The sequence below is a fragment of the Burkholderia pyrrocinia genome (assembly GCF_001028665.1).
Taxonomy (GTDB): Bacteria; Pseudomonadota; Gammaproteobacteria; order Burkholderiales; family Burkholderiaceae; genus Burkholderia; species Burkholderia pyrrocinia.
The window spans coordinates 2,463,286-2,489,722 of sequence record NZ_CP011503.1 but is presented as its reverse complement, the minus strand read 5'-3'; the positions used below and the strand labels follow the sequence as shown (position 1 = coordinate 2,489,722).

Annotated in this window: 22 protein-coding genes; 5 read left to right on the top strand and 17 right to left on the bottom strand. The window is 67.0% G+C overall.

Annotation, left to right across the window (positions count from 1 at the left end; genetic code table 11):
• Window positions 1-6: 6 nt before the first annotated feature.
• From astA to hpnI, 12 genes are all read right to left on the bottom strand, one after another.
• Window positions 7-1,038, bottom strand: coding sequence for an arginine N-succinyltransferase (gene astA, locus ABD05_RS11520; protein WP_047900229.1), 1,032 nt, complete (start codon window positions 1,036-1,038; stop codon window positions 7-9).
• Window positions 1,035-2,087: an arginine/ornithine succinyltransferase subunit alpha gene (gene aruF, locus ABD05_RS11515; protein WP_047900228.1), complete on the bottom strand. Its 1,053-nt coding sequence runs from the start codon at window positions 2,085-2,087 to the stop codon at window positions 1,035-1,037. The genes astA and aruF overlap by 4 nt, the downstream gene beginning before the upstream one ends.
• A 30-nt stretch (window positions 2,088-2,117) precedes the next feature.
• Entirely contained in the window at window positions 2,118-3,350 is a 1,233-nt protein-coding gene (locus ABD05_RS11510; protein WP_047900227.1) for an aspartate aminotransferase family protein, read from the bottom strand.
• Window positions 3,351-4,371: 1,021 nt separating this feature from the next.
• Complete coding sequence (locus ABD05_RS11505) at window positions 4,372-5,409, bottom strand: GlxA family transcriptional regulator (RefSeq protein WP_047900226.1); 1,038 nt, start codon at window positions 5,407-5,409, stop codon at window positions 4,372-4,374.
• 22 nt (window positions 5,410-5,431) lie between these two features.
• Window positions 5,432-6,226: an ABC transporter ATP-binding protein gene (locus ABD05_RS11500; protein ID WP_047900225.1), complete on the bottom strand. Its 795-nt coding sequence runs from the start codon at window positions 6,224-6,226 to the stop codon at window positions 5,432-5,434.
• Window positions 6,227-6,247: 21 nt separating this feature from the next.
• Complete coding sequence (locus ABD05_RS11495) at window positions 6,248-6,961, bottom strand: ABC transporter permease (protein WP_047900224.1); 714 nt, start codon at window positions 6,959-6,961, stop codon at window positions 6,248-6,250.
• Window positions 6,958-7,647: an ABC transporter permease gene (locus tag ABD05_RS11490; protein ID WP_047900223.1), complete on the bottom strand. Its 690-nt coding sequence runs from the start codon at window positions 7,645-7,647 to the stop codon at window positions 6,958-6,960. Before ABD05_RS11490 ends, ABD05_RS11495 begins: the two co-directional genes overlap by 4 nt.
• Before the next feature lie 270 nt (window positions 7,648-7,917).
• A complete protein-coding gene (locus ABD05_RS11485) occupies window positions 7,918-8,475 on the bottom strand; it encodes a lipoprotein (protein WP_047900222.1) in 558 nt (185 codons plus the stop codon).
• A gap of 87 nt (window positions 8,476-8,562) precedes the next feature.
• Window positions 8,563-9,612 (bottom strand): HpnL family protein, encoded by a 1,050-nt coding sequence (locus ABD05_RS11480; RefSeq protein ID WP_047900221.1) that lies wholly within the window; start codon window positions 9,610-9,612, stop codon window positions 8,563-8,565.
• Window positions 9,609-10,493 (bottom strand): hopanoid biosynthesis-associated protein HpnK, encoded by an 885-nt coding sequence (gene hpnK, locus ABD05_RS11475; RefSeq protein WP_047900220.1) that lies wholly within the window; start codon window positions 10,491-10,493, stop codon window positions 9,609-9,611. Before hpnK ends, ABD05_RS11480 begins: the two co-directional genes overlap by 4 nt.
• A gap of 3 nt (window positions 10,494-10,496) precedes the next feature.
• A complete protein-coding gene (hpnJ, locus tag ABD05_RS11470; protein ID WP_409994810.1) occupies window positions 10,497-11,939 on the bottom strand; it encodes a hopanoid biosynthesis associated radical SAM protein HpnJ in 1,443 nt (480 codons plus the stop codon).
• Between the two features lie 139 nt (window positions 11,940-12,078).
• Complete coding sequence (gene hpnI / locus ABD05_RS11465; protein WP_047900218.1) at window positions 12,079-13,254, bottom strand: bacteriohopanetetrol glucosamine biosynthesis glycosyltransferase HpnI; 1,176 nt, start codon at window positions 13,252-13,254, stop codon at window positions 12,079-12,081.
• A gap of 638 nt (window positions 13,255-13,892) precedes the next feature.
• Here hpnI and ABD05_RS11460 point away from each other — a divergent pair.
• On the top strand, window positions 13,893-14,891 hold the full coding sequence (locus ABD05_RS11460) for an LLM class flavin-dependent oxidoreductase (RefSeq protein WP_047900217.1): 999 nt from the start codon (window positions 13,893-13,895) through the stop codon (window positions 14,889-14,891).
• A 36-nt stretch (window positions 14,892-14,927) separates the two neighbouring features.
• On the opposite strand, the gene ABD05_RS11455 is transcribed toward ABD05_RS11460, so the two are convergent.
• Window positions 14,928-15,989 (bottom strand): alpha/beta fold hydrolase, encoded by a 1,062-nt coding sequence (locus tag ABD05_RS11455; RefSeq protein WP_047901165.1) that lies wholly within the window; start codon window positions 15,987-15,989, stop codon window positions 14,928-14,930.
• A 172-nt stretch (window positions 15,990-16,161) separates the two neighbouring features.
• Between ABD05_RS11455 and pdxY the strand changes: the two genes are divergently transcribed.
• The 3 genes from pdxY to ABD05_RS11440 all read left to right on the top strand — a co-directional run bounded on the left by pdxY (window position 16,162) and on the right by ABD05_RS11440 (window position 20,959).
• A complete protein-coding gene (pdxY, locus tag ABD05_RS11450; RefSeq protein ID WP_047900216.1) occupies window positions 16,162-17,022 on the top strand; it encodes a pyridoxal kinase PdxY in 861 nt (286 codons plus the stop codon).
• A gap of 273 nt (window positions 17,023-17,295) precedes the next feature.
• Entirely contained in the window at window positions 17,296-19,440 is a 2,145-nt protein-coding gene (locus ABD05_RS11445) for a phosphocholine-specific phospholipase C (protein ID WP_047900215.1), read from the top strand.
• Between the two features lie 370 nt (window positions 19,441-19,810).
• Window positions 19,811-20,959 (top strand): branched-chain amino acid ABC transporter substrate-binding protein, encoded by a 1,149-nt coding sequence (locus tag ABD05_RS11440; RefSeq protein WP_047900214.1) that lies wholly within the window; start codon window positions 19,811-19,813, stop codon window positions 20,957-20,959.
• Between the two features lie 137 nt (window positions 20,960-21,096).
• Here the strand turns inward: ABD05_RS11440 and ABD05_RS11435 are convergent, their stop codons facing one another.
• Window positions 21,097-21,858 carry a FadR/GntR family transcriptional regulator gene (locus ABD05_RS11435; protein ID WP_047900213.1) on the bottom strand — a complete coding sequence of 254 codons (762 nt, stop codon included), beginning with the start codon at window positions 21,856-21,858 and terminating at the stop codon, window positions 21,097-21,099.
• Window positions 21,859-22,218: 360 nt separating this feature from the next.
• Here ABD05_RS11435 and gudD point away from each other — a divergent pair, with 360 nt between their 5' ends.
• On the top strand, window positions 22,219-23,571 hold the full coding sequence (gudD, locus tag ABD05_RS11430) for a glucarate dehydratase (RefSeq protein ID WP_047900212.1): 1,353 nt from the start codon (window positions 22,219-22,221) through the stop codon (window positions 23,569-23,571).
• A gap of 198 nt (window positions 23,572-23,769) precedes the next feature.
• On the opposite strand, the gene ABD05_RS11425 is transcribed toward gudD, so the two are convergent.
• The 3 genes from ABD05_RS11425 to ABD05_RS11415 form a co-directional block, all read right to left on the bottom strand.
• Window positions 23,770-24,234: a DUF2214 family protein gene (locus tag ABD05_RS11425; protein ID WP_047900211.1), complete on the bottom strand. Its 465-nt coding sequence runs from the start codon at window positions 24,232-24,234 to the stop codon at window positions 23,770-23,772.
• A 39-nt stretch (window positions 24,235-24,273) separates the two neighbouring features.
• On the bottom strand, window positions 24,274-25,083 hold the full coding sequence (locus tag ABD05_RS11420) for a hypothetical protein (protein ID WP_047900210.1): 810 nt from the start codon (window positions 25,081-25,083) through the stop codon (window positions 24,274-24,276).
• Between the two features lie 237 nt (window positions 25,084-25,320).
• A complete protein-coding gene (locus ABD05_RS11415) occupies window positions 25,321-26,385 on the bottom strand; it encodes a glycosyltransferase family 4 protein (RefSeq protein WP_047900209.1) in 1,065 nt (354 codons plus the stop codon).
• Window positions 26,386-26,437: the final 52 nt, after the last annotated feature.

The following is a 26,437-nucleotide window of genomic DNA, read 5'->3' as shown; positions in this document are numbered from 1 at the left end:
ATTCGTTTATCCCTGTTTGACTTTGAGCGGCAGCACGCGGACCGGTTCGCCGGCCTTCACGTCGAGCGCGACGGCATCGTCGGCCGACAGCACGAACGAGCCGTTCGCGACCACGCCCGGCGCGACGCCGACGCGGAAATCGGTGAGCGACGTGTTCGACACGAGCGACTTCGGACCGTCATCGCGCGCATCGGGCACGCCGATCGCGACCGGCACGACGACGCTCTCGCGCACCGTGCGCAGGTCGTTCACGTGGCATTCGAGCACGGGGCCCGCGTCGAAGATGTCGACGTGGTTCTGGTAGCGCAGCCCTTCGGCCTCGAGCATCTTGCGGGCCGGCAGCGTGTCGCGGTGCGTGAGGCCGACCGCGCCCTGCGCATCCTTCGGCAGCAGGTCGACGTACACCGGGTAGCGCGGCATCAGTTCCGCGAGGAACGACTTGCGGCCGTGCGAGCTCAGGTAGTCGGCCGCGTTGAAATCGATCTGGTAGAAGTGCGAACCGACTGCGCGCCAGAACGGCGACGTGCCGTCTTCGTCGAAGTGGCCGCGCAGTTCCGCGCAGATGCGTTCCGGAAAGCGCTCGCGGAACTGCGCGATGAACATGAAGCGCGAGCGCGACAGCAGGCCGCCGACGCCGCCCGTGCGATAGCGCGGGCTCAGGAACAGCGAGCACACTTCCGCATAACCCGTCAGGTCGTGCGAGATGTTCAGCGCGGACATCCGCGTCCACACGCCGAGTTCCTGGCTCGCGTGCACGACCGTGCTCACGCGATAGTTGTAGAACGGCTGTTCGAGGCCGACCTGCGATTCGATCCCGCACACGCCCGCGATGTCGCCCGTCTTCGATTCTTCCATCACGAAGAAGTAGCCGGCTTCGCCGGGCGCGGCCTCGCCTGCCAGCGTGCGGCGCGTGCGCTCGATGCGCGCGGCGAGCGCGTCGCGGTCGGGCTTGAACGTGGTCAGGCCCGGCCCGGTTTCCTTCGCGAGCGACACGAGCGCGTCGACGTCGCCCGTTTGTACGACCCGAACGACGATCATGCTGCGTCTCCCTTCAAATCTTCATCGTCGCGGCGGTGCAGCGGCACGCAGCGCACGACATCGCCATCCTTCACATCGAGCGCCGCGCGCACGTCGCCGGCCAGCGGTGCATCGACCGTGTCGCCCGGCAGGTCGGCCAGCACACAGCGGAACGATTCGCCGCTGCCCGTCGACACCATGTACGCGACGTCGCCCTGCTGGTGCGCGGCCTCGCGCACGACGCGCTCCGCGGCGTGCTTCACGCATGCGGTGCGGTCGACCTGCGCGGTCAGCACCGGGCCCGCGTCGAAGATGTCGACGAAGCGGTCGGGTTCGAAGCCTTCCTCGAGATGGATGTCGTACGCGAGCAGTGCCGTCTCGTTCGGCTCGCCGAGCACGCGCTGCGCGGCTTCCGGCAGCAGCGGCACGTAGATCGGATAGGCCGGCATCACTTCCGCGATGAACGTGCGGCTGCGGCCGCCCGACGCGATGTCGACGTCGGTGAAGTCGCGGCCGAAGAACTTGCGGCCCACCGCTTCCCAGAACGGCGATGCGCCGTTGCCGTCGCTGACGCCGAGCAGCAGCGTGAACACTTCGGGCGTGAAGCGGCGGCGGTTCGCGGCGATGTACATCATCCGGGCGCGCGAGATCAGGTGCGCGGCCGCGTCGCCCCGCAGCGACGGATCGACGTAGAAGCCGGCGAGCCGGCTCTTGCCGGTCAGCTCGTGCGACATCGTGAGCGCGTGGATCTTGCGGTTCACGTGCAGTTCGCGCGACGCGTGGATCAGTGCGTCGTTGCGGAACGCGTAGAACGGTTCCGAGTAACCGGCCGCGGCGACGATGCTCGCCGTGCCGAGCAGCTTGCCCGTCGACGAATCCTCGAGCACGAAGAGGTAGAACTCCTCGCCGGCGAAGTCGACGTCCGCGCGAAACGAATCCTCGGAGAGCGCCACGCGCGCTTCGAGCGCCGCGCGGTCGTGCGGCAGCGAGTGCAGGACCGGCTGCGCGGTGCGCGCCATGTGCGCGAGCGCATCGAGATCCGTGAGTTTGCCGGGGCGAACAAATAGCATCGTCGTTCCTGTCTGCGATGGGTGCGCCGATCAGCGCGCGGTGGCTTCCTGTGCTGCGAGCACTTGTTCGACTGCCTTCTCGAAACGCTTGACGCCTTCGTCGAGCAGGTCGAACGGGATCACCAGCGACGGGACGAAGCGCAGCACGTTCGGGCCGGCGATCAGCATGATCAGCCCGTTCTCGGCGGCTGCGTTGACGAAGTCCTTCGCGCGGCCGTCGAACGCGGCGGTGAGTTCCGCGCCGACGAGCAGGCCCTTGCCGCGGATGTCCTTGAAGATGCCGAAGCGCGCGTTGATGCGTTCGAGTGCGCCCTTCAGGCGCACGCTGCGTTCGCGCACGCCTTCGAGCAGTGCCGGGTCGCTGATCAGTTCGACGACCTTGTCGGCGATCGCCGATGCGAGCGGGTTGCCGCCGTACGTCGTGCCGTGCACGCCGACCTTGAAGTGTGCGGCCAGTTCGTTCGTCGTCAGCATTGCGCCGATCGGGAAGCCGTTGCCGAGCGCCTTCGCGGTCGTCAGGATGTCCGGCGTGACGCCCGTGTCCATGTATGCGTAGAACTGGCCCGTGCGGCCGACGCCCGTTTGCACTTCGTCGAAAATCAGCAGTGCGTTGTTGGCGTCGCAGGCTTCGCGCAGCGCCTTCAGGAAGGCCGGATCGGCCGGGATCACGCCGCCCTCGCCCTGCACGGGCTCGACGATCACTGCGCAGGTTTGCGGGCCGATCGCTGCCTTCGCGGCTTCGATGTCGTTGTATGGCAGGTGCGTGATGCCGGCCGGCACGGGGCCGAAGCCTTCCGAGTATTTCGGCTGGCCGCCGACGCTGACCGTGAAGAACGTGCGGCCGTGGAACGACTGCACGAACGAGATGATTTCGGCTTTATCGGCGCCGTGGCGATCGAACGCGACGCGGCGTGCGAGCTTCAGTGCGGCTTCGTTCGCTTCCGCGCCCGAGTTCGCGAAGAATGCGCGGTCGGCGAAGGTCAGCGATTCGAGGCGCTTCGCGAGGCGCAGCACCGGCTCGTTCGTGTAGCCGTTGCCGATGTGCCAGAGCTTGCGGCTTTGTTCGTCCAGGACCTTCAGCAGTTCCGGGTGGCCGTGGCCGAGCGACGTCACGGCGATGCCGCATGCGAAATCGATGTACTCGCGGCCGGCCGTGTCCCACACGCGGGAGCCCTCTGCGCGATCCGGCACGAACGGGGCGGGGGAAAATACCGGCACCATCACTTCGTCGAATGTCTGGCGGGTCACGGTCGAGGTCGTCATGGTCGTTCCTTTCGGTTTCGTAAGAGGGTTCAACAGGATCAAGTTTAGGTAAGGGTGACGCAAGCGTCTTGCGGAATTGCGACGGGTTCTATCGGAAGCCCTTTCTTCTCGCTATTTTGCCTTCCCGGCGGGTGGGGAGGTTCACGGGGCTCGTTTTGGGGGTTCTCGGGTGGTTGGCTCGGGTTTGGCGTGAAGCACCTGCATTGTTATCGGTCTATTAGCGTCGCCCCTGCGCGGGGCGGCGGTTACTTTTCTTTGTCTTGCCAAAGAAAAGTAACCAAAAGAAAGGCGCTCGGATAACGCATGATCTCCCGGTGCCATGGTCATCAGAGTGGCCCTCGCCTAAGTGTCCGCGCCAGTCAGGAGAGCGGAGTGGTTCGAGCAATGGTTCTGACATCACTCACCACCCAACAGAGCGGTATACCGCCCGCCAGCTCCGCCCTCGCTTCGCTCGGCCGACAGGTACACACCCCTCGAGCAGCACAATCGAAATACCCAACACCCCAATCCCGATACACGCGATCCGCACCGCTCCCCGAAGAAAAAAGGGACGCATTCAACGAACACCGAAACTCGCGCCCGCATGGCGCAGTTGAGTAGCACTGATAGCAGGCAACCGGTTGGTCGCACGAATGACGTGAATAGTGAGAATGCCCGGCCAGGCGATGCGTTGCGGGTGGAAGAACATCGAGCGACAGTCTAGCGACGTGAAGCACCTTGCAGCCGCGCGAAGCGAGGATGGAGCTGGCGGGCGGTATACCGCTCCGTTGGGTGGTGTGATGCGTCGGAACCATTGCTCGAACCACTCCGGTTTCCTGACTGGCGCGGACACTTAGGCGGTGGCCACTCCGATGACCATGGCACCGGGAGGTCATGCGTTATCCGAGCGCCTTTCTTTTGGTTACTTTTCTTTGGCAAGACAAAGAAAAGTAACCGCCGCCCCGCGCAGGGGCGACGCTAATAGACCGATACGATCACAGGTGCTTCACGACAAACCGCAAGCAAACCACGAAACCGCGAATCAATCCTTCCCACCCCTCTCAACCAACGCGCCCCCGCGAGGCTCACTCCCAGTCTGCTTTTCGAGCCACGCTCGCCGATCTTCCCGGGGTGTCACCCCGAACCTTTCCCGATAAGCATTGGAAAAGTGCGCAGCGGAAGAAAACCCACAGGCGAGACTAACCTGCACGACAGACTTACTCGTGCGCTGCAACTGCGTCCTGGCCTTGAGCAACCGCAAATTGAGGTAATACTTCGAGGGCATCGCCCCAAGATACTGCCGAAACAACCGCTCCAACTGTCGGCGCGAAACGCCGACCAGTTCGGCGATCTCGTCGGTAGTCAGAGGATCCTCGACATTGGCTTCCATCAACAGCAACGCATCGTTCAACTGAGGATGCCGCTCGCCGGGCGCAGTCACAAAAGGAATCCGCTGGCGTTCCTCGCCACTCCGCAAAGTCCCCGCACCGAGCGCATCGGCGATCCTCTCGGCGAGATCGACACCATGTTCCCGGCCAATCATGGCCAGCATGAAGTCCACGGTAGCCTGCCCACCCGCGCACGTCGCGCGGTCCCGGTCGATCTCGAAGATCTGCTGCGTGACGATCGACCGCTCGAACTGCTCGGCGAACTGCTGATACGTCTCCCAGTTCACGCTCACGCGATAACCGGAAAGCTGCCCGGCCATCGCAAGCCACCACACGCCGTGGTGAATGCCGGTCACGACCGGCGTGCGCTGCCCGACCCGCGCGAGACTCGCGAGAAACAGCCGGTAATCGGCGAACTGCTGGAACCGCTCGGACACGACGATCAGCCAGTCGCACGCGATCGCATCGTTGAACGCCGCATCGGCATGCCACTGCGCACCGCCCGCGAGCGTCACGGGCCGCCCGTCCCACGAACACACCTGCCAGCGATACAGCAACCGCCCGTCGATCTCGTTCGCAAGATTCAGCGCATCGACGATCGGACCCACGCCCGACATCGACACGGGCGGCAATGCAACGATCACCACCTGCGTCGTGCGGGTGGCGCCTGCGGGACGAGACACCGGTACCACGTATGAAACCCGCCCTGTCGCGTTACTTGAGACTGCCCGACAGGAACTGCTTCAGCCGCTCGCTCTGCGGGCGCACCAGCACTTCCTTCGGATCGCCCTCTTCCTCGGTCCGCCCCTGATGCAGGAACATCACGTGGTTCGACACGTTGCGCGCGAAACCCATCTCGTGCGTGACGACGATCATCGTGCGGCCTTCCTCGGCGAGCTTCTGCATCACCTTCAGCACTTCACCGACGAGCTCCGGGTCGAGCGCCGACGTCGGCTCGTCGAACAGCATCACGTCCGGGTGCATCGCGAGCGCACGCGCGATCGCGACACGCTGCTGCTGGCCGCCCGACAGGTGCGACGGATACTGCTTCTCGACGCGCGGCGCGAGGCCGACCTTCTCCAGGTATTCGCGCGCACGCTCCTCGGCTTCCTTCTTCGAAATGCCGAGCACGTGCACGGGCGCTTCCATCACGTTCTCGAGCACGTTCATGTGCGCCCACAGATTGAAATGCTGGAACACCATCGCGAGCTTCGTGCGGATCCGCTGAAGCTGCTTGTGATCGGCGACTTCGAGCGCACCGGCGCGGTCGGCCTTCGTGCGGACGGTCTCGCCGTCGACGACGATCTGCCCCGCATTCGGCCGCTCGAGGAAATTGATGCAGCGCAGGAACGTGCTCTTGCCCGAGCCGCTCGCGCCGATGATGCTGATGACGTCACCGGCCTTCGCGTTCAACGACACGCCCTTGAGCACCTCGTTGTCGCCATAGCGCTTGTGAATGTCGAGCGCCGCAAGCTTGGTGGAAGCGCTCGTTTGAGTGATCTCGGCCAACTGGCTCTCCTCGGAGTGGAATCAATGACGGGCGGCCGCGAGATACGCGAGCCAGTGGCGCTCCGCACGGCGAAATGCCGCGACGAGTGCGAAAGATACCGCAAGATAGATCAGCGCGGCGATTCCGAACGACTGGAACGCCATGTAGGTCGCGGAATTCGCATCGCGCGCGACCTTCAGGATGTCGGGCACGGTCGCGGTGAACGCGACGGTCGTCGCGTGCAGCATCAGGATCACCTCGTTGCTGTACAGCGGCAGCGCACGACGCAGCGCCGACGGCAGGATCACGCGGCGGTACATCGTGAACGGCGTCATCCCGTATGCCCGCGCAGCCTCGACCTCGCCGTGCGGAATCGCGCGGATCGCACCCGCAAAGATCTCGGTCGTGTACGCGCAGGTGTTCAGCGCGAACGCGAGAATCGCGCAGTTGAAGCCGCTGCGGAAGAACGCGTCGAGCAGCGAATGCGAACGCACGAACTCGAGGCTGTACATGCCCGTGTACATCAGCAGCAACTGCACGTAGAGCGGCGTGCCGCGGAACACGTACGTGTAGAACCGCACGGGCATCGACACCCACTTCTTCTTCGACACGCGCGCGACCGCGAGCGGCACCGCGCATACGAAGCCGAGCGAAATCGACGCAACGAGCAGCCACAGCGTCACCGCAAGGCCGGAGAGGCGCTGGCCGTCCCAGTAAAGGAACGCCTTGCCGAATTCCTGAAGGATCTCGATCATAGTTCTGCGTGCCGCACGCCCATGGAATAACGCTTCTCGAGCTGGATCAGCACGAGGTTGGAAACGGTCGTGATCGCGAGGTAGATCAGCGCCGCGACGAGGATGAAGAAGAACATGTTGAACGTGCTCTTGCCGGCGTCCTGCGCTGCCTTCACGACGTCCGCGAGGCCGATGATCGACACCAGCGCGGTCGCCTTCACGAGCACCTGCCAGTTGTTTCCGATCCCGGGCAGCGCAAAGCGCATCATCTGAGGAAACATGATCCGCACGAACACGCGCGCACCGCTCATCCCGTACGCGGCACCGGCCTCGAGCTGGCCGCGCGGCACCGACAGGAACGCGCCGCGAAAGGTCTCGGTGAAGTACGCGCCGTAGATGAAGCCGAGCGTCAGCACGCCGGCCACGAACGGGTCGATGTCGATCTGGTTCCAGCCGACGAGGTCGGTGAACTGGTTCAGCCAGATCTGGATGCTGTAGAACAGCAGCAGCATCAGCACAAGATCGGGCACCGAGCGGATCAGCGTCGTATAACCGGTCGCGATCGCTCGCAGCACCCGGTTGTGCGACAGCTTCGCCACCGCGCCGATCAGCCCCAGCGCCACCGCAGTGGCGAGCGACAGCACCGACAGCTCGATGGTCTGCACGGTGCCGGCCCAGAGGACAGGACCAAAGCCGTAAAGGAACACGCGCGTCTCCAGAGTTGGAATGGATGCCGACGCGAATGCCTGTCCCGCGCCGGGCTGACGCGGATAGTCGCAAGCGAAATTGTTTGTCTCAAATCACCTTGCATGCGATTGCTGCATCGCAGCAACCCGCCCCGCCATTTGCGACCCCGGCCTACTCCGCTGTTTCAAAAGGAAAAAAGCCGCTTCCTGACAGTCGGATGACACGCAGGGAAGCGGACTTTTTGCAATTTTCCGGTCGCTTTTTCGATATAGCGCCGAACGCGGGCCGGCTTACCGCCCCTTCAGGATGTCGGAGCGCGACGTCGTATAGACAAGCCCGTCCGGGCCGAAATGAACGTTGAAGAACGCGTCGGTGTTGACGCCGTCCTCGAGCCAGCGCCAGCTCCAGACCGTCTCGGGCTTCAGCGGATACTGCGCGATGTCGCCCGGCTTGCCGAGCAGGCGCCGCACCTCGTCCTCGTTCATCCCGGGGCGCACCTTCGCGAAATTCTCGGCGGTCAGCACCTGCGTCGCGCCGGTGTAGCGGCCGTTCGCATCGAGATCGACGAACCACGTCTGGTTGCCCATCGGGCCGCGCGGATATTCGAAACGCTTCGAGCCGTCGGTGAACTCGCGCTCGGTCTCGGGCTTGCCCATCGTGCCGCGTACGTCGGCCTCGGTCGATTCGCCGACCTTCAGCCCCTTCAGCAGCAGCGGCGCGGGCTTGATCGCGTTGAAGAAGTCCCTGATACGTTGCACGTCGAGGTTACCTTGCTTGTCGTCGCAGCCAGTCAGCGCCAGCGCGGCGGCCAGCATCGTCACGGGAAGCAGCCGGAAACGGAAAATCATCGGAAGAATTGCGCGTCGAGAAAACACGCGGCAAGCATACCCGCGCGACGCCAAAAGCGCGAGACGGGCGCGCGGCCCGTCTCGTGTTCAATGCGTCGTTTCGGCTTGAGTTTCGGTTTCGGGCATGCGGCTCGCCGGATGCGGCGCGCGCGGCACGGCCGGCGGCGCGCCGATGCGGCGGCGCGTGCGCACGAGTTCGGCGAGCTGCCACGAACCGAGCGCCAGGCAGCCGAACAGCACCTCGCGGCCGCGCTTGACCAGCGCGAGCGACAGCGCCGTCTCGCGGTCGACGCCGAACATCTGCGCGAGCAGCACGACGGTCGCCTCCTGCACGCCGAGGCCGCCCGGCACCATGAACGCGGCATGCCGCACGGCCTGCGTCATCGCCTCGATCGCGATCGCGCCGCCGATCGACACCGGATGGCCGAGCAGCGCGAGCGCCCAGTAGATCTCGAGCGCGCCGAGCACGTAGCCGGCCAGTTGCCAGAAGAATGCGCTGAACAGCAGGCCCGTGCGCGACATCAGCCCGTCGATGTCGGCGTCGAGCCGGCGGCCGTCGACGCCCTGCAGCAGCCGGTGCGAATCGCCGAGCAGGCGGCCCGCGAAACGCTCGATCGCGTGGAAGATGCCGCCGCGCCGCATCAGCACGACGCCGAGCACGGGCAACGGCAGCGTCAGCAGCAGCGCGAGGCCGATCGTGCCGCCGCCCATGTTGTCCGTCGTCGACAGCAGCAGCACGAGGCCGAGCGCCGCGAACGCATACTGGACGACGATCGTCACCAGCACCTCGACGATCACCGACGCCGTCACGCGGCTCGCGTCGGGCACCTGCCAGCGCGCGAGCCGGATGCCGACCAGCTCGCCGCCGATCCCGACCACCGGCAGCAGCCGGTTCACGGCCTCGCGCACGGTCGCGATCCACCACAGGAACGGCAGCGAACTGCGCCGGTCGAGCAGCAGGTGCCATGCATACGCGTCGAGCAGCAGCGGCAGCGCGTGGAACGGCACGAGCCACAGCAGCGCGTAACCGGCGCGCGCGAGCATCTGCGACACGTCGCCGACGCCTTCGTGCAGCCCCAGCGCGAGCAGGATGCCGATGCCGATCGGCCAGCCGAGCCACTTGATCCACTTGGTCATGACGGCTGCGCTCCCGGTGTGCGCGGCGCGTGCGCGCCACGCCGGGCCGCACGCTGGCCGAACACGTCGGCAAAGCCGCCGGTCGCGACGCCCGCCGCGTTCAGCGCGGCGGCAACGCGCGGCGACAGCAGCGCATCCAGTTCGTCCACCGGACGGTAGCCGGCCATCGTCGGCGTGATCGGGCCGTCGCCGGCCTCGGCCGGATGGCAGTAGATCTCGCCGACGCCCGGCGGCAGCGTGGCGAGCGCATCGAGCAGCACAGCCTCGTCCATCGCGCCCGTATGCTCGATCCCGACCACGTAGTCGTTGTGCGCGAGCCCCGCGCGGTCGAGCCGTGCGCGCACGAGCGCGATCCACGGCTTGAGCAGCGCGGACGCGCTCGTCTCGTACGGCAGCCGCACCGCGCGCAGCCCGTAATCGCGGCCGATCTCGATGATCATCGACAGCACGGTCGGATGCAGGTGGAAATGCTTGTGCGCGTTCACGTGGTCGAGCGGCAGGCCGCTCGCCGCGAACGCGTCGAACTGTGCACGGATCTCGCGGCGCAATTGCGCACGCACGTGCGGCAGGAAGAAGAAACGACAGCCGTCCTTCGCCATCGCGTCGCCGAACCGCCCGTCGGGGCCGACGAGCGCGGGAATGTCATGCGCGGGCAGCGTGGCCGGCCCGTCCGCGAGGACGAGATGCAGGCCGACCGCGAGCGACGGCAGCCGCCGCGCGCGTTCGATCGCATCCTGCGCGGCGGGCGCGCCGACCATCAGGCTCGCGGCGTTCAGCACGCCGTCGCGGTGCGCGCGCTCGACCGCCGCGTTGACGCGCGGGTGCAGCCCGAAGTCGTCCGCGGTGAAGATCAGCGCCCGCGCCGCCGGCTGCGTCGCCACGAATCAGGCCTCGTGCGCGCGCAGGAAGCGGAAGAACTCGACGCCTTCGCGCAGGCGGCGCTTCATCATGTCCCAGCTCGTCAGCATCTCGCGGACAATCTCCCAGATCTTCGACGGACGGAAGTAGAACTGGCGATAGAACTGCTCGAGGTGGTGATAGATCTCGTCGCGCGACAGATGCGCGTAGCCGATCGCCGCGAGCTGCACGCCTTCCTTGCTCACCAGGTTGATGGTCTTGTTCTCTTCCATCCAGCCGTTTTCCACGGCCTGCTTGTAGAGCGTCGTGCCCGGATACGGCGCGGCGAGCGAGACCTGGATCGTGTGCGGATTGATTTCCTTCGCGTACTCGATCGTCTTCTTGATGGTTTCCTGCGTCTCGCCCGGCAGGCCGAGAATGAAGGTGCCGTGGATCTTGATGCCGAGCTTCTTGCAGTCCGCGCTGAAGCGGCGCGCGAAATCGGTGCGCACGCCCTTCTTGATGTTCACGAGGATCTGGTCGTCGCCGGATTCGAAACCGACCAGCAGCAGGCGCAGGCCGTTTTCCTTCATGACCTTGAGCGACTTGTACGGCACGTTGGCCTTCGCGTTGCACGACCACGTCATGCCGAGCTTGCCCAGACCGATGGCGATGGCTTCTGCGCGCGGCAGGTCGTCGGTGAAGGTGTCGTCGTCGAACATCAGTTCCTTCACTTCCGGCATGTTGTCGCGGATCCACTTCGCTTCCGCGAGCACGTTCTCGACCGAGCGCGTGCGGTAGCGATGGCCGCTGACCGTCTGCGGCCACAGGCAGAACGTGCAGCGCGACTTGCAGCCGCGGCCCGTGTAGATCGACACGTACGGGTAGTTCAGGTAGCCGATGAAGTAGTTGTCGATCTTCAGGTCGCGCTTGTAGATGGGCGCGACGAACGGCAGTTCGTCCATGTTCTCGAGGATCGGACGCGCTTCGTTGTGCTCGATTGAGCCGTCCTTCGCGCGCCAGCTCAAGCCCTTGATCTCGGCGAGCGGCTTGCCTTCGGCGATTTCCTTGCAGGTGTAGTCGAATTCCTCGCGGCACACGAAGTCGATGGCCTCGCTCGCCGTGAGCGAGTTGTGCGGATCGACCATCACCTTCGCGCCCACCATGCCGACCAGCATCGACGGCTTCATCTTCTTGAGATCCTGCGCGAACATCGCGTCGGTCGGGAACGACGGCGTGCTCGTGTGGATGATCACGAGATCGTAGTCGTTCGCGATCTTCAGCGTCTCCTCGACCGACAGGCCGTCGGCCGGCGCATCGACGACGCGGCTGCCCGGCACGAGCGCGGCCGGCTGCGCGAGCCACGTCGGATACCAGAAGGAACGGATTTCGCGCTTCGCCTGGTAGCGCGAGCCGGCTCCGCCGTCGAAGCCGTCATACGAAGGGGCCTGCAAGAACAGCGTTTTCATGAATGCTCCGGTAGCCTGCATAGTTCGTTTCGATTCAACGATTCAGTCAAAAAACCGCGGGCCGCCCTGCCGGCGCCCGCCTCTCTCTGTCATGTCGCGTCGCGCGGCTTCTGCGCGCAGCGCGTCTCGGCCCTCGGGCCGGGTTCGTCCGGGAGCGGCCCTAGCGGCCGTCTGCCCCTTCCACGGCCGCCGTCGCGCGTTCGCCGCCGACGACCGTCATTCTCGCGCCGCGCCACACGACATGCGTGCCGAACGCGGCCGCGAGCCACTCGAGCGCGAGCAGCGTGTCGCGCACCGCGACGAGGGGCAGGTCGCGCCAGAACGCGCGCCAGCCGTCCTCGCCGCGCGCATGCAGCACGAGCCGCCCGAATGCGCCGACGGCGGCCGCGGAACCTGCCAGCGTACCCGCAAACGTCCCGTCGAGACGCAGCGCGAGCGCCGCGCCGATCGCGAGCCACGGCACGGTAAAGGTGATGAACAGGAACGCGAAACCGGCCGGGTTCAGCGACCGGATCGTACGCAGCCAGCGCGTCTCGCGGTGCCACAGCGGCCCGAACGACGGCTCGATCACGTCGGTCGCGACCTCGACCTCCGACAGCACGGTGCGCCGCCCGAGGCGGCGCGGCAGCTCGGCAAGCCAGAAATCGTCGGCCAGCTCGTCCTTCAGCGCGAGAAAGCCGCCGATCCGGTCGAGCGTGTCGCGCGTCAGCGCGAGGGTCGCACCGAAGCCGAAGCGGCTCGAGCGGCCGAGGTGCGTGATCCGCACCGACGGCGCGAACCAGGCATCGACGAACTGCGCGCCGATTCGCGTCCAGAACCCGCCGACGCTGCGCGCATGATACAGGCACGTGACGACACCGACCGACGCATCGGCGAGCGGCGCCGTCACGCGCTCCAGGTGGTCGGGCTTCACCGCGATATCGCTGTCCGCGATCACGATGCGACCGTATTTCGCGCGCGCCGCGAGATTGATCAGGTTGCTGACCTTCAGGTTCTTGCCGTGCACGCGCGCGTCGATCACGAGCGTGATGTCGCACTCGGGATAGTCGGCGCGCAGCCGCTCGACGACGGCCACCGCCGGGTCGGCCGCCGACGCGACGCCGAACAGCACTTCATGGCGCGGGTGGCGCTGTTCGCAGAAGGTCGCGAGGTTTTCGTACAGGTGCGGCTCCGCGCCGCACAGCGGCTTGAGCACGCTGACCGGCTCGAAGCCGTCGCGCGCGGCCGTGCGCGGCGTGCGCGGCCGCGGCGCAAAGGCGGCGACCAGCGCATAGCCGGCCGCGGCCAGCGTGAACGCGATCAGGAGCCAGTCGAGCAGCGTGGCCGTTGGCGTCATGCGCGACGCCTCCCGGCGACCTGAACGCCACGGCGAACGCTTGCGCGTGATTGAGCGTGATGCGGTATTCGGACAACGACGAATGCGGGCACGACCCGACTCCTTGTTCCAGCAGCGTCTGTGTTTGGGGGAGGCACGACCCGTTTTCGGGTGTTGCCATGCCCGGCTTCGCGTGGCGCATCTCCGCGCGACGCCCGGACGGGATGCGGGAAGATTCGAATAGCTACCATCGGCACAACATGGGCAGGCGCCGGATTTTAGCAGTCCGCGGCACCCCGCGCTCGGCACTACGAGAAACGGACTGGTGCAATTCCGGCAAAGCTGCGCAGTCGGCGAACCATTTGGGCGCAACCGCGTTCACGTTAGCGTAAGGACTTTGCAGGCGTATTGCAGTCTAGAAAATCAAACGTTTCGTGCAAATTTGTAGGTCGATGCGGATTCACATCCAATCGCGGTAAAGATTGGTAATTAGTCAGCGATTGGATTGATTTTTGCAACAACCAACGAATTCGACCCTGCATCCCTGTCACGCGCATGGGTATCGGCGCGCCCCCAGCACGTTCCGGAACCCTTTGGCAAAATCCTTGGCATTTGTTGCGTCAGCGCATCACCGCGCGCCCCCTTTCGAAGGCCACCCGATGACTCCGTTTTCCGTACTCGATCTCGCCCCCATTCCGGCCGGCGCCGACGCCTCGCAGGCGTTCCGCAACACCGTCGATCTCGCGCAGCACGCGGAACGCTGGGGCTATCGACGCTACTGGCTCGCCGAGCATCACAACATGCCCGGCATCGCGAGCGCGGCGACCGCGGTCGTGATCGGCCATGTCGCGGGCGCCACGCAGACGATCCGCGTCGGGTCGGGCGGCATCATGCTGCCGAACCACGCGCCGCTCGTGATCGCGGAGCAGTTCGGCACGCTCGCGTCGCTGTATCCGGGGCGCATCGACCTCGGCCTCGGCCGCGCGCCCGGCACCGACCAGACCACGTCGCGCGCGCTGCGCCGCGACCTGATCGGCAGCGCCGACTCGTTTCCGGACGACGTCGCCGAGCTGCTGCGCTACTTCGCGGAGCCGGTGCCCGGCCAGCGCGTGCGCGCGGTGCCCGGCGCGGGGCTCGAGGTGCCCGTGTGGCTGCTCGGCTCGAGCCTGTTCAGCGCGCAGCTCGCCGCGATGCTCGGGCTGCCGTTCGCGTTCGCGTCGCACTTCGCGCCGGACTACCTGATGCGCGCGCTCGAGATCTACCGCGCGCAGTACCGGCCGTCGGCCGCGTGGCCGAAGCCGCACGCGATGGTCGGCGTCAACGTGTTCGCGGCCGATACCGACGACGAGGCGCGGCGCCTGTTCACGTCGCTGCAGCAGCAGTTCATCAACCTGCGGCGCGGCACGCCGGGCAAGCTGCCGCCGCCCGTCGACGCACTCGAGGCGAACGAGCTCGAACTCGCCAACGTCGCGCATTCGCTGTCGTTCGCGGCGGTCGGCTCGCGCGACACGGTGCGCGACAAGCTGCGCGACCGCATCGCGCAGACGGGGGCGGACGAATTGATCATCACCGCGCAGATCTACGATCACGCCGCGCGGCTGCGCTCGTTCGAACTGGCCGCGCAGATCCGCGACGAACTCGCGAACGAGTCGCGCTGACCGCGCGAGCATGCGCCGCCGGCGGCCGGCCCCGCATCACTGCGGGTGTACGGCCGCCAGCCCGTCGAGCAGCGCCTTGTGGAATGCGTCCGGGTCCTGGATCTGCGGTGCGTGCCCGAGCGCCGGGAATTCGACGAGCTGCGCGCCGGGGATCGCCGCCTGCGTGCGCTTCGCGAGTTCCGGATAGCGGCCGAGCTTCGCGTGCACGTCGGGCGGCGCCACGTCCTTGCCGATCGCGGTCGTGTCCTTGTCGCCGATCATGAGCAGCGTCGGCACGCGGATCGCGCCGAGTTCGTAGACCACCGGCTGCGTGAGGATCATGTCGTAGATCAGCGCGGAGTTCCATGCAACCGCATCGCGACCGGCGCCGCGGTACATCCCGGCGAGCATCTGCACCCAGCGCTCGTACGACGGCGACCATTTGCCCGCGTAGTACGTGCTCTGCTCGTAGCGGCGGATGCCGTCGGCCGTCGTCTTCTGCTCGCGCGCATACCAGTAGTCGACCGACAGCGGCGGCACGCCGAGCGCCTTCCAGTCCTCGAGGCCGATCGGGTTCACGAGCACGAGCTGGTCGGTCGCCTTCGGGTACATCAGCGCATAGCGGATCGCGAGCATCCCGCCCGTCGAGTGGCCGACGATCGTCGCCGACTTCACGCCGATCGACTCCAGCAGCGCGTGCGTGTTGCGCGCGAGCTGCTGGAAGCTGTACTGGTAGCGGTCGGGTTTCGACGACTTGCAGAAGCCGATCTGGTCCGGCGCGATCACGCGATAGCCGGCGCGGCTCAGCACGCCGAGCGTGTCTTCCCAGGTCCCCGCACAGAAGTTCTTCCCGTGCAGGAGCACGACGGTGCGACCGTTCGGGTGCACCGGCTGCACGTCCATGTACGTCATCTCGAGGGTTTCGCGCTGCGACACGAACGCGTAGCGGTGCTCGGGCTCCGGGTAGGGAAAGCCCTCCAGGCGCGGGCCGTACGCCGGCCCGTCGTTGCCGGCGGGCACCGGGGCGGCTTCGGCGGCGGAGGTCGCGCATGCGAAGGCAACGCCCGCGCCGAACAGGGCGGCGCGCGCGACGGACAACATCTTGCAAATCGGAAGCATGGCGGTCACGGTGATTGGAAACGCACGCGGCTGGCCGAACGGCGCCACGCCCCGCGATTCTACGCGGTCGGCTGACGACGGCGCGCAACACTCCGGGGCCGCGCGACTTCCGCGCGCGCGACGAACTCGGGTATCGTGTGACGTGACCCTGAAACGCGTGCAGGCGCTTCCCATGAAAAACGTCCTCAGCATTCAGTCGCACGTCATCTACGGCCATGCCGGCAACAGTGCGGCCGTGTTCCCGATGCAGCGCCTCGGCGTCAACGTCTGGCCGCTCAATACCGTCCAGTTGTCGAATCACATGCAGTACGGCCACTGGGCCGGCAGCGCGATCGATGCCGCGAAGATGGAGCAGCTCGTCGACGGGATCGCCGCGATCGGCGCGCTCAAGCGCTGCGACGCCGTGCTGTCCGGCTTCCTCGGCTCGCCGCCGCAGGCGCGTGCGGCAGTCGAGATCGTGCGCACGGTGAAAACGATGAATCCGGACGCGTGGTACTTCTGCGATCCGGCGATGGGCCAGACGGGCGGCATCCGGCCGGAGCCCGGCGTCGAGGAATTCATGGTCCAGGAGATGCCCGCGCTCGCGGACGGCATGTCGCCGAACCACACCGAGCTGCAGAAGCTCGTCGGGCGGCGCATCGAAACCGTCGCCGAAGCCGTCGACGCGTGCCGCGCGCTGATCCGCCGCGGCCCGCAGATCATCCTCGTCAAGCACCTGCACGACCGCAACAGCCCGGCCGACCGCTTCAACATGCTCGCGGTCACCGAAACCGAAGCGTGGATCGGCCAACGCCCGCTGTACGCATTTCCGCGCCATCCGGTCGGCGTCGGCGACCTGACCAGCGCGGTTTTCGTCGCGCGCCGGCTGCGCGGCGACTCCGTGCGCGCCGCGTTCGAGCACACGCTCGCGGCCGTGCACGCGGTCGTGAAGGCCACCTACGACGCACGCCGCTACGAACTCGAACTCGTCGCCGCGCAGGACGAAATCGCACGCCCGAGCGAATGGTTCGGCGCGTGGGTGACGGACGCCTGACGCGCCCGCACCGCCCCCGCTTCACCGGCGCCCATGCGCGCCGCCCTGCTTTCCTGCTTTCCTGCTTTCCCTGCTGCGCCATGACCGCCGGCGATACGCGTTCCGATGCCGGTCCGATTCACGTGCAAACGTTTCCGGACTTCACATGAATGACACCGATTCCTCGCTATGCTCGCGGCGGCACGAACTGGCGCAGCCGCATCCTGCGACCCGGGCGCGCCTTTTCCGTAGGTCCTGCCAATCGGCTCCCCTCTTTACCGCACGATAACGACCATGACCCGATCGAACCGTCGTGATTTCCTGCGCGTCGCCGCCGGCACTGCCGGCGCCGCCGCGCTGAACCTCTTTCCGCCCGTGATCCGCGATGCGCTTGCGATTCCCGCGAACCGCCGCACCGGCACGATCCGCGACATCGAACACATCGTGATCCTGATGCAGGAGAACCGCTCGTTCGACCATTACTTCGGCACGATGCGCGGTGTCCGCGGCTTCGGCGACCCGCGCGCGCTGCGTCTCGCGAACGGCAAGTCGGTGTTCCACCAGCCGGTCGGCCCGGCCGAACTGCTGCCGTTCCACCCGGGCGCGGACAAGCTCGGCCTGCAGTTCCTGCAGGACCTGCCGCACGGCTGGCAGGACATGCATGCCGCGTGGAACAAGGGCCGCTACGACCAGTGGGTGCCGAACAAGGGCACCACGACGATGGCGTACCTGAAGCGCGACGACATCCCGTTCCACTACCAGCTCGCCGACGCGTTCACGATCTGCGATGCGTACCACTGCGCGATCCCGAGCTCGACCGACCCGAACCGCTACTACATGTGGACGGGCTACGTCGGCAACGACGGCACGGGCGGCGGCCCGGTGCTCGGCAACGAGGAAAGGGGCTACGGCTGGACGACCTATCCGGAAGTGCTCGAACAGGCCGGCGTGTCGTGGAAGATCTACCAGGACGTCGGCACGGGGCTCGACGCGAACGGCTCGTGGGGCTGGACGCAAAACCCGTACATCGGCAACTACGGCGACAACGCGCTGCTCTACTTCAACCAGTACCGCACCGCGCTGCCCGGCACGCCGCTGTACGACAAGGCGCGCACCGGCACCAACATCAGCGCGGGCGGCACGCTGTTCGACGTGCTGCAGCAGGACGTGAAGAACGGCACGCTGCCCCAGGTGTCGTGGATCTGCGCGCCGGAAGCGTATTCCGAGCACCCGAACTGGCCCGCGAACTACGGCGCGTGGTACATCGAGCAGGTGCTGAAGGCGCTCGTGTCGAACCCCGACGTGTGGAGCAAGACCGCACTGTTCATCACGTACGACGAAAACGACGGCTTCTTCGACCACGTGCCGCCGCCGTTCGCGCCGCAGTCGCGCGACAACGGGCTGTCGACGGTCGCGACGACCAACGAGGCGTTCGCCGGCGACGCGTCGCACATGGCCGGCCCCTACGGGCTCGGGCCGCGCGTGCCGATGCTCGTCGTGTCGCCGTGGACCAAGGGCGGCTGGGTCTGCTCGCAGACCTTCGATCACACGTCGCTGCTGCAATTCATCGAGGCGCGGTTCGGTGCGCAGCATGCGGTCACGGCGGCGAACGTGTCGCCGTGGCGCCGCACGGTGTGCGGCAACCTGACGTCCGCGTTCGACTTCTCGACACCCGACGCAAGCTGGCCGCAGCTCCCGGACACGAGCGGCTACGCGCCGCCCGACCGCAACCGTCACCCCGACTACATCCCGGTGCCGCCGGTCGTCCAGCATCTGCCGAAGCAGGAGCACGGCCTGCGTCCGGCGCGCGCGCTGCCGTACGAACTGTTCGTGCACGGGCGGATCGACAACGCGAGCGGCCAGTTCCGGCTGACCTTCGCGAACACCGGCGCCGCGGGCGCGGCGTTCCAGGTCCAGGCGCGCAACCGCGTCGACGGCCCGTGGACCTACACGGTCGACGCAGGCAAGCGGCTCTCCGACACGTGGAGCCCTGCGCCGTCGCTCGGCCTGTACGACCTCGACGTGTACGGCCCGAACGGCTTCTACTGCCACTTCCGCAGCCCCGCCGCGTCGGCGGTCGGCCCCGCGAGCGTCAACCCCGAGGTGATCTACGGCTACGACGTCGCGAACGGCAACATCACGCTGCGCCTGATGAACCGCGGCCACCGGACGGTACGGCTCAAGGTGACGAACGCGTACGGCCACGGCCATGCGCGCGAGTTCGACCTCAAGCCGGGTACGCACGTCGACGACTACTGGGACCTGCGCGGCAGCCACGGCTGGTACGACCTGACCGTCAGCGACGGCAAGCCGCTCGGCTTCCTGCGCCGCTTCGCGGGCCACGTCGAGACGGGCCGCCCGAGCACCAGCGATCCGCTGATCCGCACGACCGCGTCGCACGACGACGTCGAAGCCGCATCGGACGCGCTGTCCGACTGACGGCATCCCACGCGCGGCGCGGCCCCGGCGGGCCGCGCCGCCGCTTCACCCCGCACCGCCCTCCCGCCTCCCCGCCCGTTCCGCTCGCGACGGGAAACTCCCGATACCGGCCGCCACCGCACGCGCGGAAGCTATGCGCAAATCCTCACCGAATGCGCGGCAAATTGCCAAGACCCGTGCATATCGGCGACCTATATATCGAGGCGATCGGGGCTCTTTGCGGAGCCTGACGGGAGAGTGTTCCGAGGATCACGATGCCGACCTCCCCGCCCGATTCCGAGAAGCGGTCGAACCGCCCGCCCGTCGCACGCGCCCGGCCCGTCCGAGCGTGTGCGGTACCCACTCGCAGGTATCGAACAAGAGGAACCACATGAAATTCCGTCATTCCCTGCTGTCGGTGTCGATTGCATCCGCGCTCGCCCTCCTCTCGCAACAGGCCGCCCGGGCCGCCGACGCAACCGACGTGAAGGTCGGCTTCGCCGCGCCGCTCACGGGCGTGAACGCCGGCTACGGCAAGGATCTGCAGAACGGCGTGCAGCTCGCGCTCGACGACGCCGTCGCACAGAAGGTGCAGATCGCCGGCAAACCCGCGCACTTCGATCTCGTCGTGCAGGACGACCAGGCCGACCCGCGCATCGGCGTGCAGGCCGCGCAGGCGCTCGTCGACCAGAACGTGTCGGTCGTGGTCGGCCACTTCAACTCGGGCACGACGATTCCGGCATCGGTCGTCTACGACAAGTCGGGCATTCCTGTGATCGATCCGGCCGCGACCAACCCGACGCTCACGTCGCGCGGGCTCGCGAACATGTTCATGGTGATCGCGACCGACGGCCAGAACGCCGGCAACGCGGGCAAGTACGCGGTCGACGTGACGAAGGCGAAGCGTATCGCGATCATCGACGACCGCACCGCGTTCGGCCAGGGCGAGGCCGACGAGTTCGAGAAGGCCGTGAAGGCTGCCGGCGGCACGATCATCGGCCGCGAGTTCACCAACAACCAGGCGGTCGACTTCCGCGCGCAGATCACGAGCCTGAAGGGCAAGAACCCCGACCTGATCTTCTTCGGCGGCCTCGATTCGCTCGCCGCGAACTTCATCAAGCAGATGCGCCAGCTCGGGCTGAACGCGCAGTTCGTCGGCGGCGGCGGCGTGAAGGACAACGAGTTCATCAAGATCGCGGGCCCGGCCGCTGAAGGCGCGATGGCGTGGGAATACGGCCGGCCGCTCGACGAGCTGCCGCAAGGGAAGGATTTCGAACAGCGCTTCAAGAAGCGCTTCGGTGTCGAAGTACTGTCGTACGCGCAGTTCGGCTACGACGCCGCCTGGGCCGCGATCAAGGCGATGCAGGCGGCCGGCTCGACCGACCCGAAGGTCTATCGCCCGGCGCTCAAGAAGATCGACTTCGAAGGGGTCACCGGCCGCATCTCGTTCGCGAACGACGGCTCGCTGAAGAGCGGGATGTCGACGCTGTACCAGGTGAAGAGCGGCACGTGGAAAACGATCGTGACGAAGGGAGGCTGATCGGCGGTGTCGGCGGCCGGCGGCGGAAACGCCGCCGGGCCCCGGAGATCGGTGAAGTTACATCGATCTCATATGACGACTGATGTTGATGCGATTCGATCGGGCCTGCGGCAACGCGGGCCGCACTGCCCGGCGCATCAACTGGCCTGCGTGTCGCGCTCGGCCTCGGCCGCCTCGTGCGCACGGCGCAGCCGCTCGCGGCTGTTGGTGAGGTGCGTGCGCATCGCGGCGCGGGCGGCCTCCGGGTCGTGGCGCGCGATCGCCTCGTAGATATCCTCGTGCTCGTGGTTCAGCCGGCCGACATAACGCTCGAGGTCGTCGCCGGCAAAGCGCGCCGAATTCACGCGCGTGCGCGGGATGATCGACGTGCCGAGCTGCGTCATGATGTCGACGAAATAGCGGTTGCCGGTGGACTGCGCGATCTGCAGGTGGAACTGGTAGTCGAGCTGCGCCGTGTCGCGGCCGCCGCCCGCCCCCGTCGCGATCGCGTCGAGCGCGCGCCGCAGCGCGGCGAGGTCGGTATCGTTCGCGCGCTGCGCGGCGAGGCTCGCGCACTCGCTCTCGAGGCTGATACGCAGTTCGAGCACCGCGAGCACGTCGCGCAGCGTCGTGATCGTGGCGGGATCGATGCCGAGCGTCTGGCGGCGCGACGGCTCCAGCACGAAGCTGCCGATGCCGTGGCGCGTCTCGACGAGGCCGCTCGCCTGCATCCGCGAGATCGCCTCGCGCACGACCGTACGGCTCACGCCCTGCGCCGCCATGACTTCGGTTTCGGTCGGCAGCTTGTCGCCGGGACGCAGCGTGCCGTTTTCGATCTGCGCGGTCAGCGCGTCGACGACATCTTGTGCGAGGCTGCGTGCGCGACGGCGCGGCGCTGCGGGAAACGTAGGCACGGACATGAGGCCGGTTCCTTTTTGAATGATCGTAATGTGGGCCGAGGGTTTACGCGGGGTTTGAGCGAAAGCCGATGATTCATTATACTGCGTCACAAGTCATCCGACGACTGATGATCGATACATGGATCTCCTGTCGACTCAAGCCGGCGTTCCGGCGCCTGCCTGGTCCCATGCGTTACGATCAGCCAGCGTTCGCGTTCTGCGCTCCGCTGGTCCGGTTGTCGCTCCCACCCCGTTCCGGGTTGCTGTCGACATGCAGGCCTTGCGCGCCGCGCACGTCGGTTGTCGAATGATCGCACCTCCCGCCGCGCGCGGCAAAGCTTTTGCCGCACGGCATTGCCCATCCTTTCGCCATCGCCGCCCATGAACGCCGTCACAGCCTCGCCTTCCCACGACACGCCGCGCATCGTCGACCTGCAAGCGATTCCGGTCGCCGGCCACGACAGCATGCTGCTCAACCTGAGCGGCGCGCACGGTCCGTTCTTCACCCGCAACCTCGTGATCCTGACGGACAGCGCGGGCCGGACCGGCGTCGGCGAGGTGCCGGGCGGCGAAAGCATCCGCCGCACGCTCGACGATGCGCGCGCGCTCGTCGTCGGCCAGCCGGTCGGCAACTACCACGCGGTGCTCAATGACGTGCGGCGCACCTTCGCCGACCGCGACGCGAGCGGCCGCGGGCTGCAGACCTTCGACCTGCGCACGACGATCCACGCGGTCACCGCGCTCGAAGCCGCGCTGCTCGACCTGCTTGGCCAGCATCTCGGCGTGCCGGTCGCCGCACTGCTCGGCGAGGGCCAGCAGCGCGAGCGCGTCGAAATGCTCGGCTACCTGTTCTACGTCGGCGACCGCACGAAGACCGCGCTGGCCTATCGCGACGGCAGCGGCGCGACCGACGACTGGACCCGCGTGCGCGACGAGCCGGCGCTGACGCCCGACGCGGTCGTGCGGCTCGCCGAGGCCGCGCATGCGCGCTACGGCTTCAACGACTTCAAGCTGAAAGGCGGCGTGTTCGAAGGCGCCAGCGAGATCGAGGCCGTGACGGCGCTCGCCGAGCGCTTCCCCGACGCGCGCGTGACGCTCGACCCGAACGGCGCGTGGTCGCTCGACGAGGCCGTGCGGCTGTGCCGCGACCAGCATCACGTGCTCGCGTATGCGGAAGATCCGTGCGGCGCGGAGAACGGTTACTCGGGCCGCGAGGTGATGACCGAATTCCGTCGCGCGACGGGGCTGCCGACGGCGACCAACATGATTGCGACCGACTGGCGGCAGATGGGCCACGCGGTGCAGCTTCAGGCCGTCGACATCCCGCTCGCCGATCCGCACTTCTGGACGATGCAGGGTTCGGTGCGCGTCGCGCAGATGTGCCGCGACTGGGGCCTCACGTGGGGTTCGCATTCGAACAACCACTTCGACGTGTCGCTCGCGATGTTCACGCATGTCGCGGCCGCCGCGCCGGGCCAGGTCACCGCGATCGACACGCACTGGATCTGGCAGGACGGCGAACGACTGACGCGCGAGCCGCTGAAGATCGAGAACGGGCTGGTGGAAGTGCCGAAGCGGCCGGGGCTCGGCATCGACATCGACATGGATGCGGTCGCGGTCGCGCACGAGTTGTACAAGCAGCACGGACTCGGCGCCCGCGACGACGCGGCGGCCATGCAGTACCTGATTCCGGGGTGGACGTTCAACAACAAGCGCCCCTGCCTGGTGCGCTGAGCACGGACGGACCGGGCGGCGGGCTCACCCGGTCGGGACGAAATCGGGAGGAATGGCGCAGTTCGTGACTGGCCCGGCTGATGTCGGGCTGGGGATGCCGTGCAGGCAGAACGAGATCCGGATGGTTGTGGCTATGCGGGACCTAGTCGGCCAAATCTAGCGGCCAGACCTAGTCTGGCCACACCTACCCGGCCAGACCTAGCCGGCCGCCCCAATCCCCCGCGCCATCCCAGATGCGGCGAACACGATGACGACCAGCAGCGCGGCCTGCCAATGGCCGATCCGCACATAGGTGCGCGCCCGGCCGATATCGGGCATCTGCTGCTGCCGCGCGGCGACACGCCAGCGGATCAGCCCGAGCATCGGCACGACCTCGAGCAGCAGGATCAGCACGAGCGCGGTCATCTTCAGATGAAAGAGCGGTTCGTGCAGGTAGTACGCGGTGCCTTTCTCGAACCCGCCGAACGCGCGCATCAGCCCCGTTACGATCAGCACGAGCGCCGACAGCCCCCACGCAGCATCAGCCTTGAATACGCCGGGCAGGTCGGCCGCCTGCGCCGACGCGATGAGCCGGCGCAACGCGCGGTTGCGTCCCGCGATCGCGGCGAACGCAACGGCGAACGCGCTCAGGTGAATGGCAGCCAGCAACCAACGGACGATCATCGCGCCTCCTTGTCACCCGCGCCCGGTGCGCGAGCCCTGTCAGACGATCTGCTTGAGCGCCGCGTCGAGCGCGAGCACCGCGACGCGGTCGCCCTCGGTCGCGAGCGGCGCGCGCATCACGATCTGCCGGTTATGGCCGACGGCCGCCGGCGAATCCCACAGCAGTTCCGCCTTCGGCCGCCGGAACAGGCTGCCGCTGCGCGGCGGCACGACAGCAGGCTGCACGTCCGGCGCGCCCTGCCCGCCCGCGGCGGGCGCCGCCCGACCGGGCCAGCGCACCGACAGCTCGCGCGCGTCGTACTGGCCGACCTTGCGGCTTTCCATCCAGACGATCGCGGTGCGCGTCAGCACGTCGAGCGAAATCGCATAACGGCCGACCGCGAAGCGGCGCGCCGCCACGTTGGTCCGCCACAGCGGCCGCGGCCGGCAGATCCAGACGATCGCCGCATAGAGCGCCGGTGCGGCGACGAGCCAGCCGTTGGTCGCCGTCACCGCATGCAGCGCGGGGCGCCAGCCGGCCGCCCATGCGAACGCGCCGATCGACCACACGGCAAACAGGAAACCGATCAGCGCAAAGACGCGCAGCGCCTGGCGCAGCCACTGCGGCAGCGGATGGAACGGCCGCTCGGCGCGCGCGACGGCGCCCGGCAGCGCGAGCAGCAGGAAGATCAGCACGAGGTAGATGAACGCCCACGGCGACGACACCATCGCCGACAGCGACGCGCGATAGCCCATCTGGGACATCGAGAACAGCCAGCGCGCGAGCAGCACGAGACCGATCGCGCGCAACGCGAAGATCACACCGGCGCCGGGGGCCGGCGCTGCGCGCGTGGTTTTCGTTCTCGCCAAGACTGCTCTCCTCTGGATGATCGTGCGGAGCCGGATTTCACGGCACGGCCATTATAGGGACATTACCGTCTGGACAGACGGCAGGATGGCGTGCCGGGCCGCTTCAGGGGCCGTTCGCGGCGTCGGGCGCGGCGAGAATACAACAGATCCGCGCCGCGGATGTGACAACGCCCCGCCGGGAACCCGGACGGGGCGTCGATGACGGCCGCGCACCGCAGCGCGGCGGCGGCCGGCGAATCAGCTTGCGTTGACTTCGCGGAGCACGGTGCGGCGCTTCTGGCGCAGCAGTTCCTCGTAGCCCTTCACGTAGTTCTGCGCCATCACCTTCGACGAGAAACGTGCTTCGAACGCGGCGCGGACCTTCTCGCGCGGCAGCGTATCGAGGCGCTTGAGCGCCGCGACGGCCGACAGTTCGTCTTCGACGACGAAGCCCGACACGCCGTTGTCGATCACTTCCGGCACCGAGCCGCGCTTGAACGCGATCACCGGCGTGCCGCAGGCCATCGCCTCGATCATCACCAGCCCGAAGGGCTCCGGCCAGTCGATCGGGAACAGCAGCGCGTGCGCGTTGCCGAGGAATTCGGTCTTTTCGGACTCGCTGATTTCGCCGATGTACTCGACGTGCGGCAGCGCGAACAGCGGCTTGATCTTTTCTTCGTAGTACGCGCGGTCAGCCTTGTCGAGCTTCGCGGCGATCTTGATCGGCAGGCCGGCCTGCTCGGCGATGCGGATCGCCGTGTCGACGCGCTTCTCCGGCGAGATGCGGCCGAGGAACGCGAGATAGCTCGGCTTCACGTTCGGGATCGGCGTCAGCAGGTTTTCCGGCAGGCCGTGGTAGACGGTCGACAGCCAGTTCGCCTGCTGCAGCGGGATGCGCTGGTTGTCGGAGATCGACACGACCGGCACGTCGCTGAATGCGTTGAAGATCGGCTGAAGTTCCGGCAGGTCGAGACGGCCGTGCATCGTCGTCAGATGCGGGACCGGCTGGCGCGAGAACAGCGAGAACGGGTAGTAGTCGATATGGCAGTGCAGGACATCGAACTCTTCCGCGCGGCGGCGCACTTGCTCGAGGAGCAGCATGTGCGGTGCCATCACGTCGCGGATCGTCGGGTCGAGGCGCAGCGCCTGCGGCCAGCACGCTTCGAGTTTCGCGGAGGTTTGCGAATCGCCGCTCGCGAAGAGCGTGACGTCATGCCCCATCTCGACAAGTGCTTCGGTGAGGTAGGACACCACTCGCTCGGTACCACCGTAAAGCTTCGGGGGCACCGCTTCGTGCAACGGAGCGATTTGGGCGATTCGCATGCGTAACTCCTAAAAAATCGGCTAAAAACCAGGTATGGGTCGGCAACCTGCC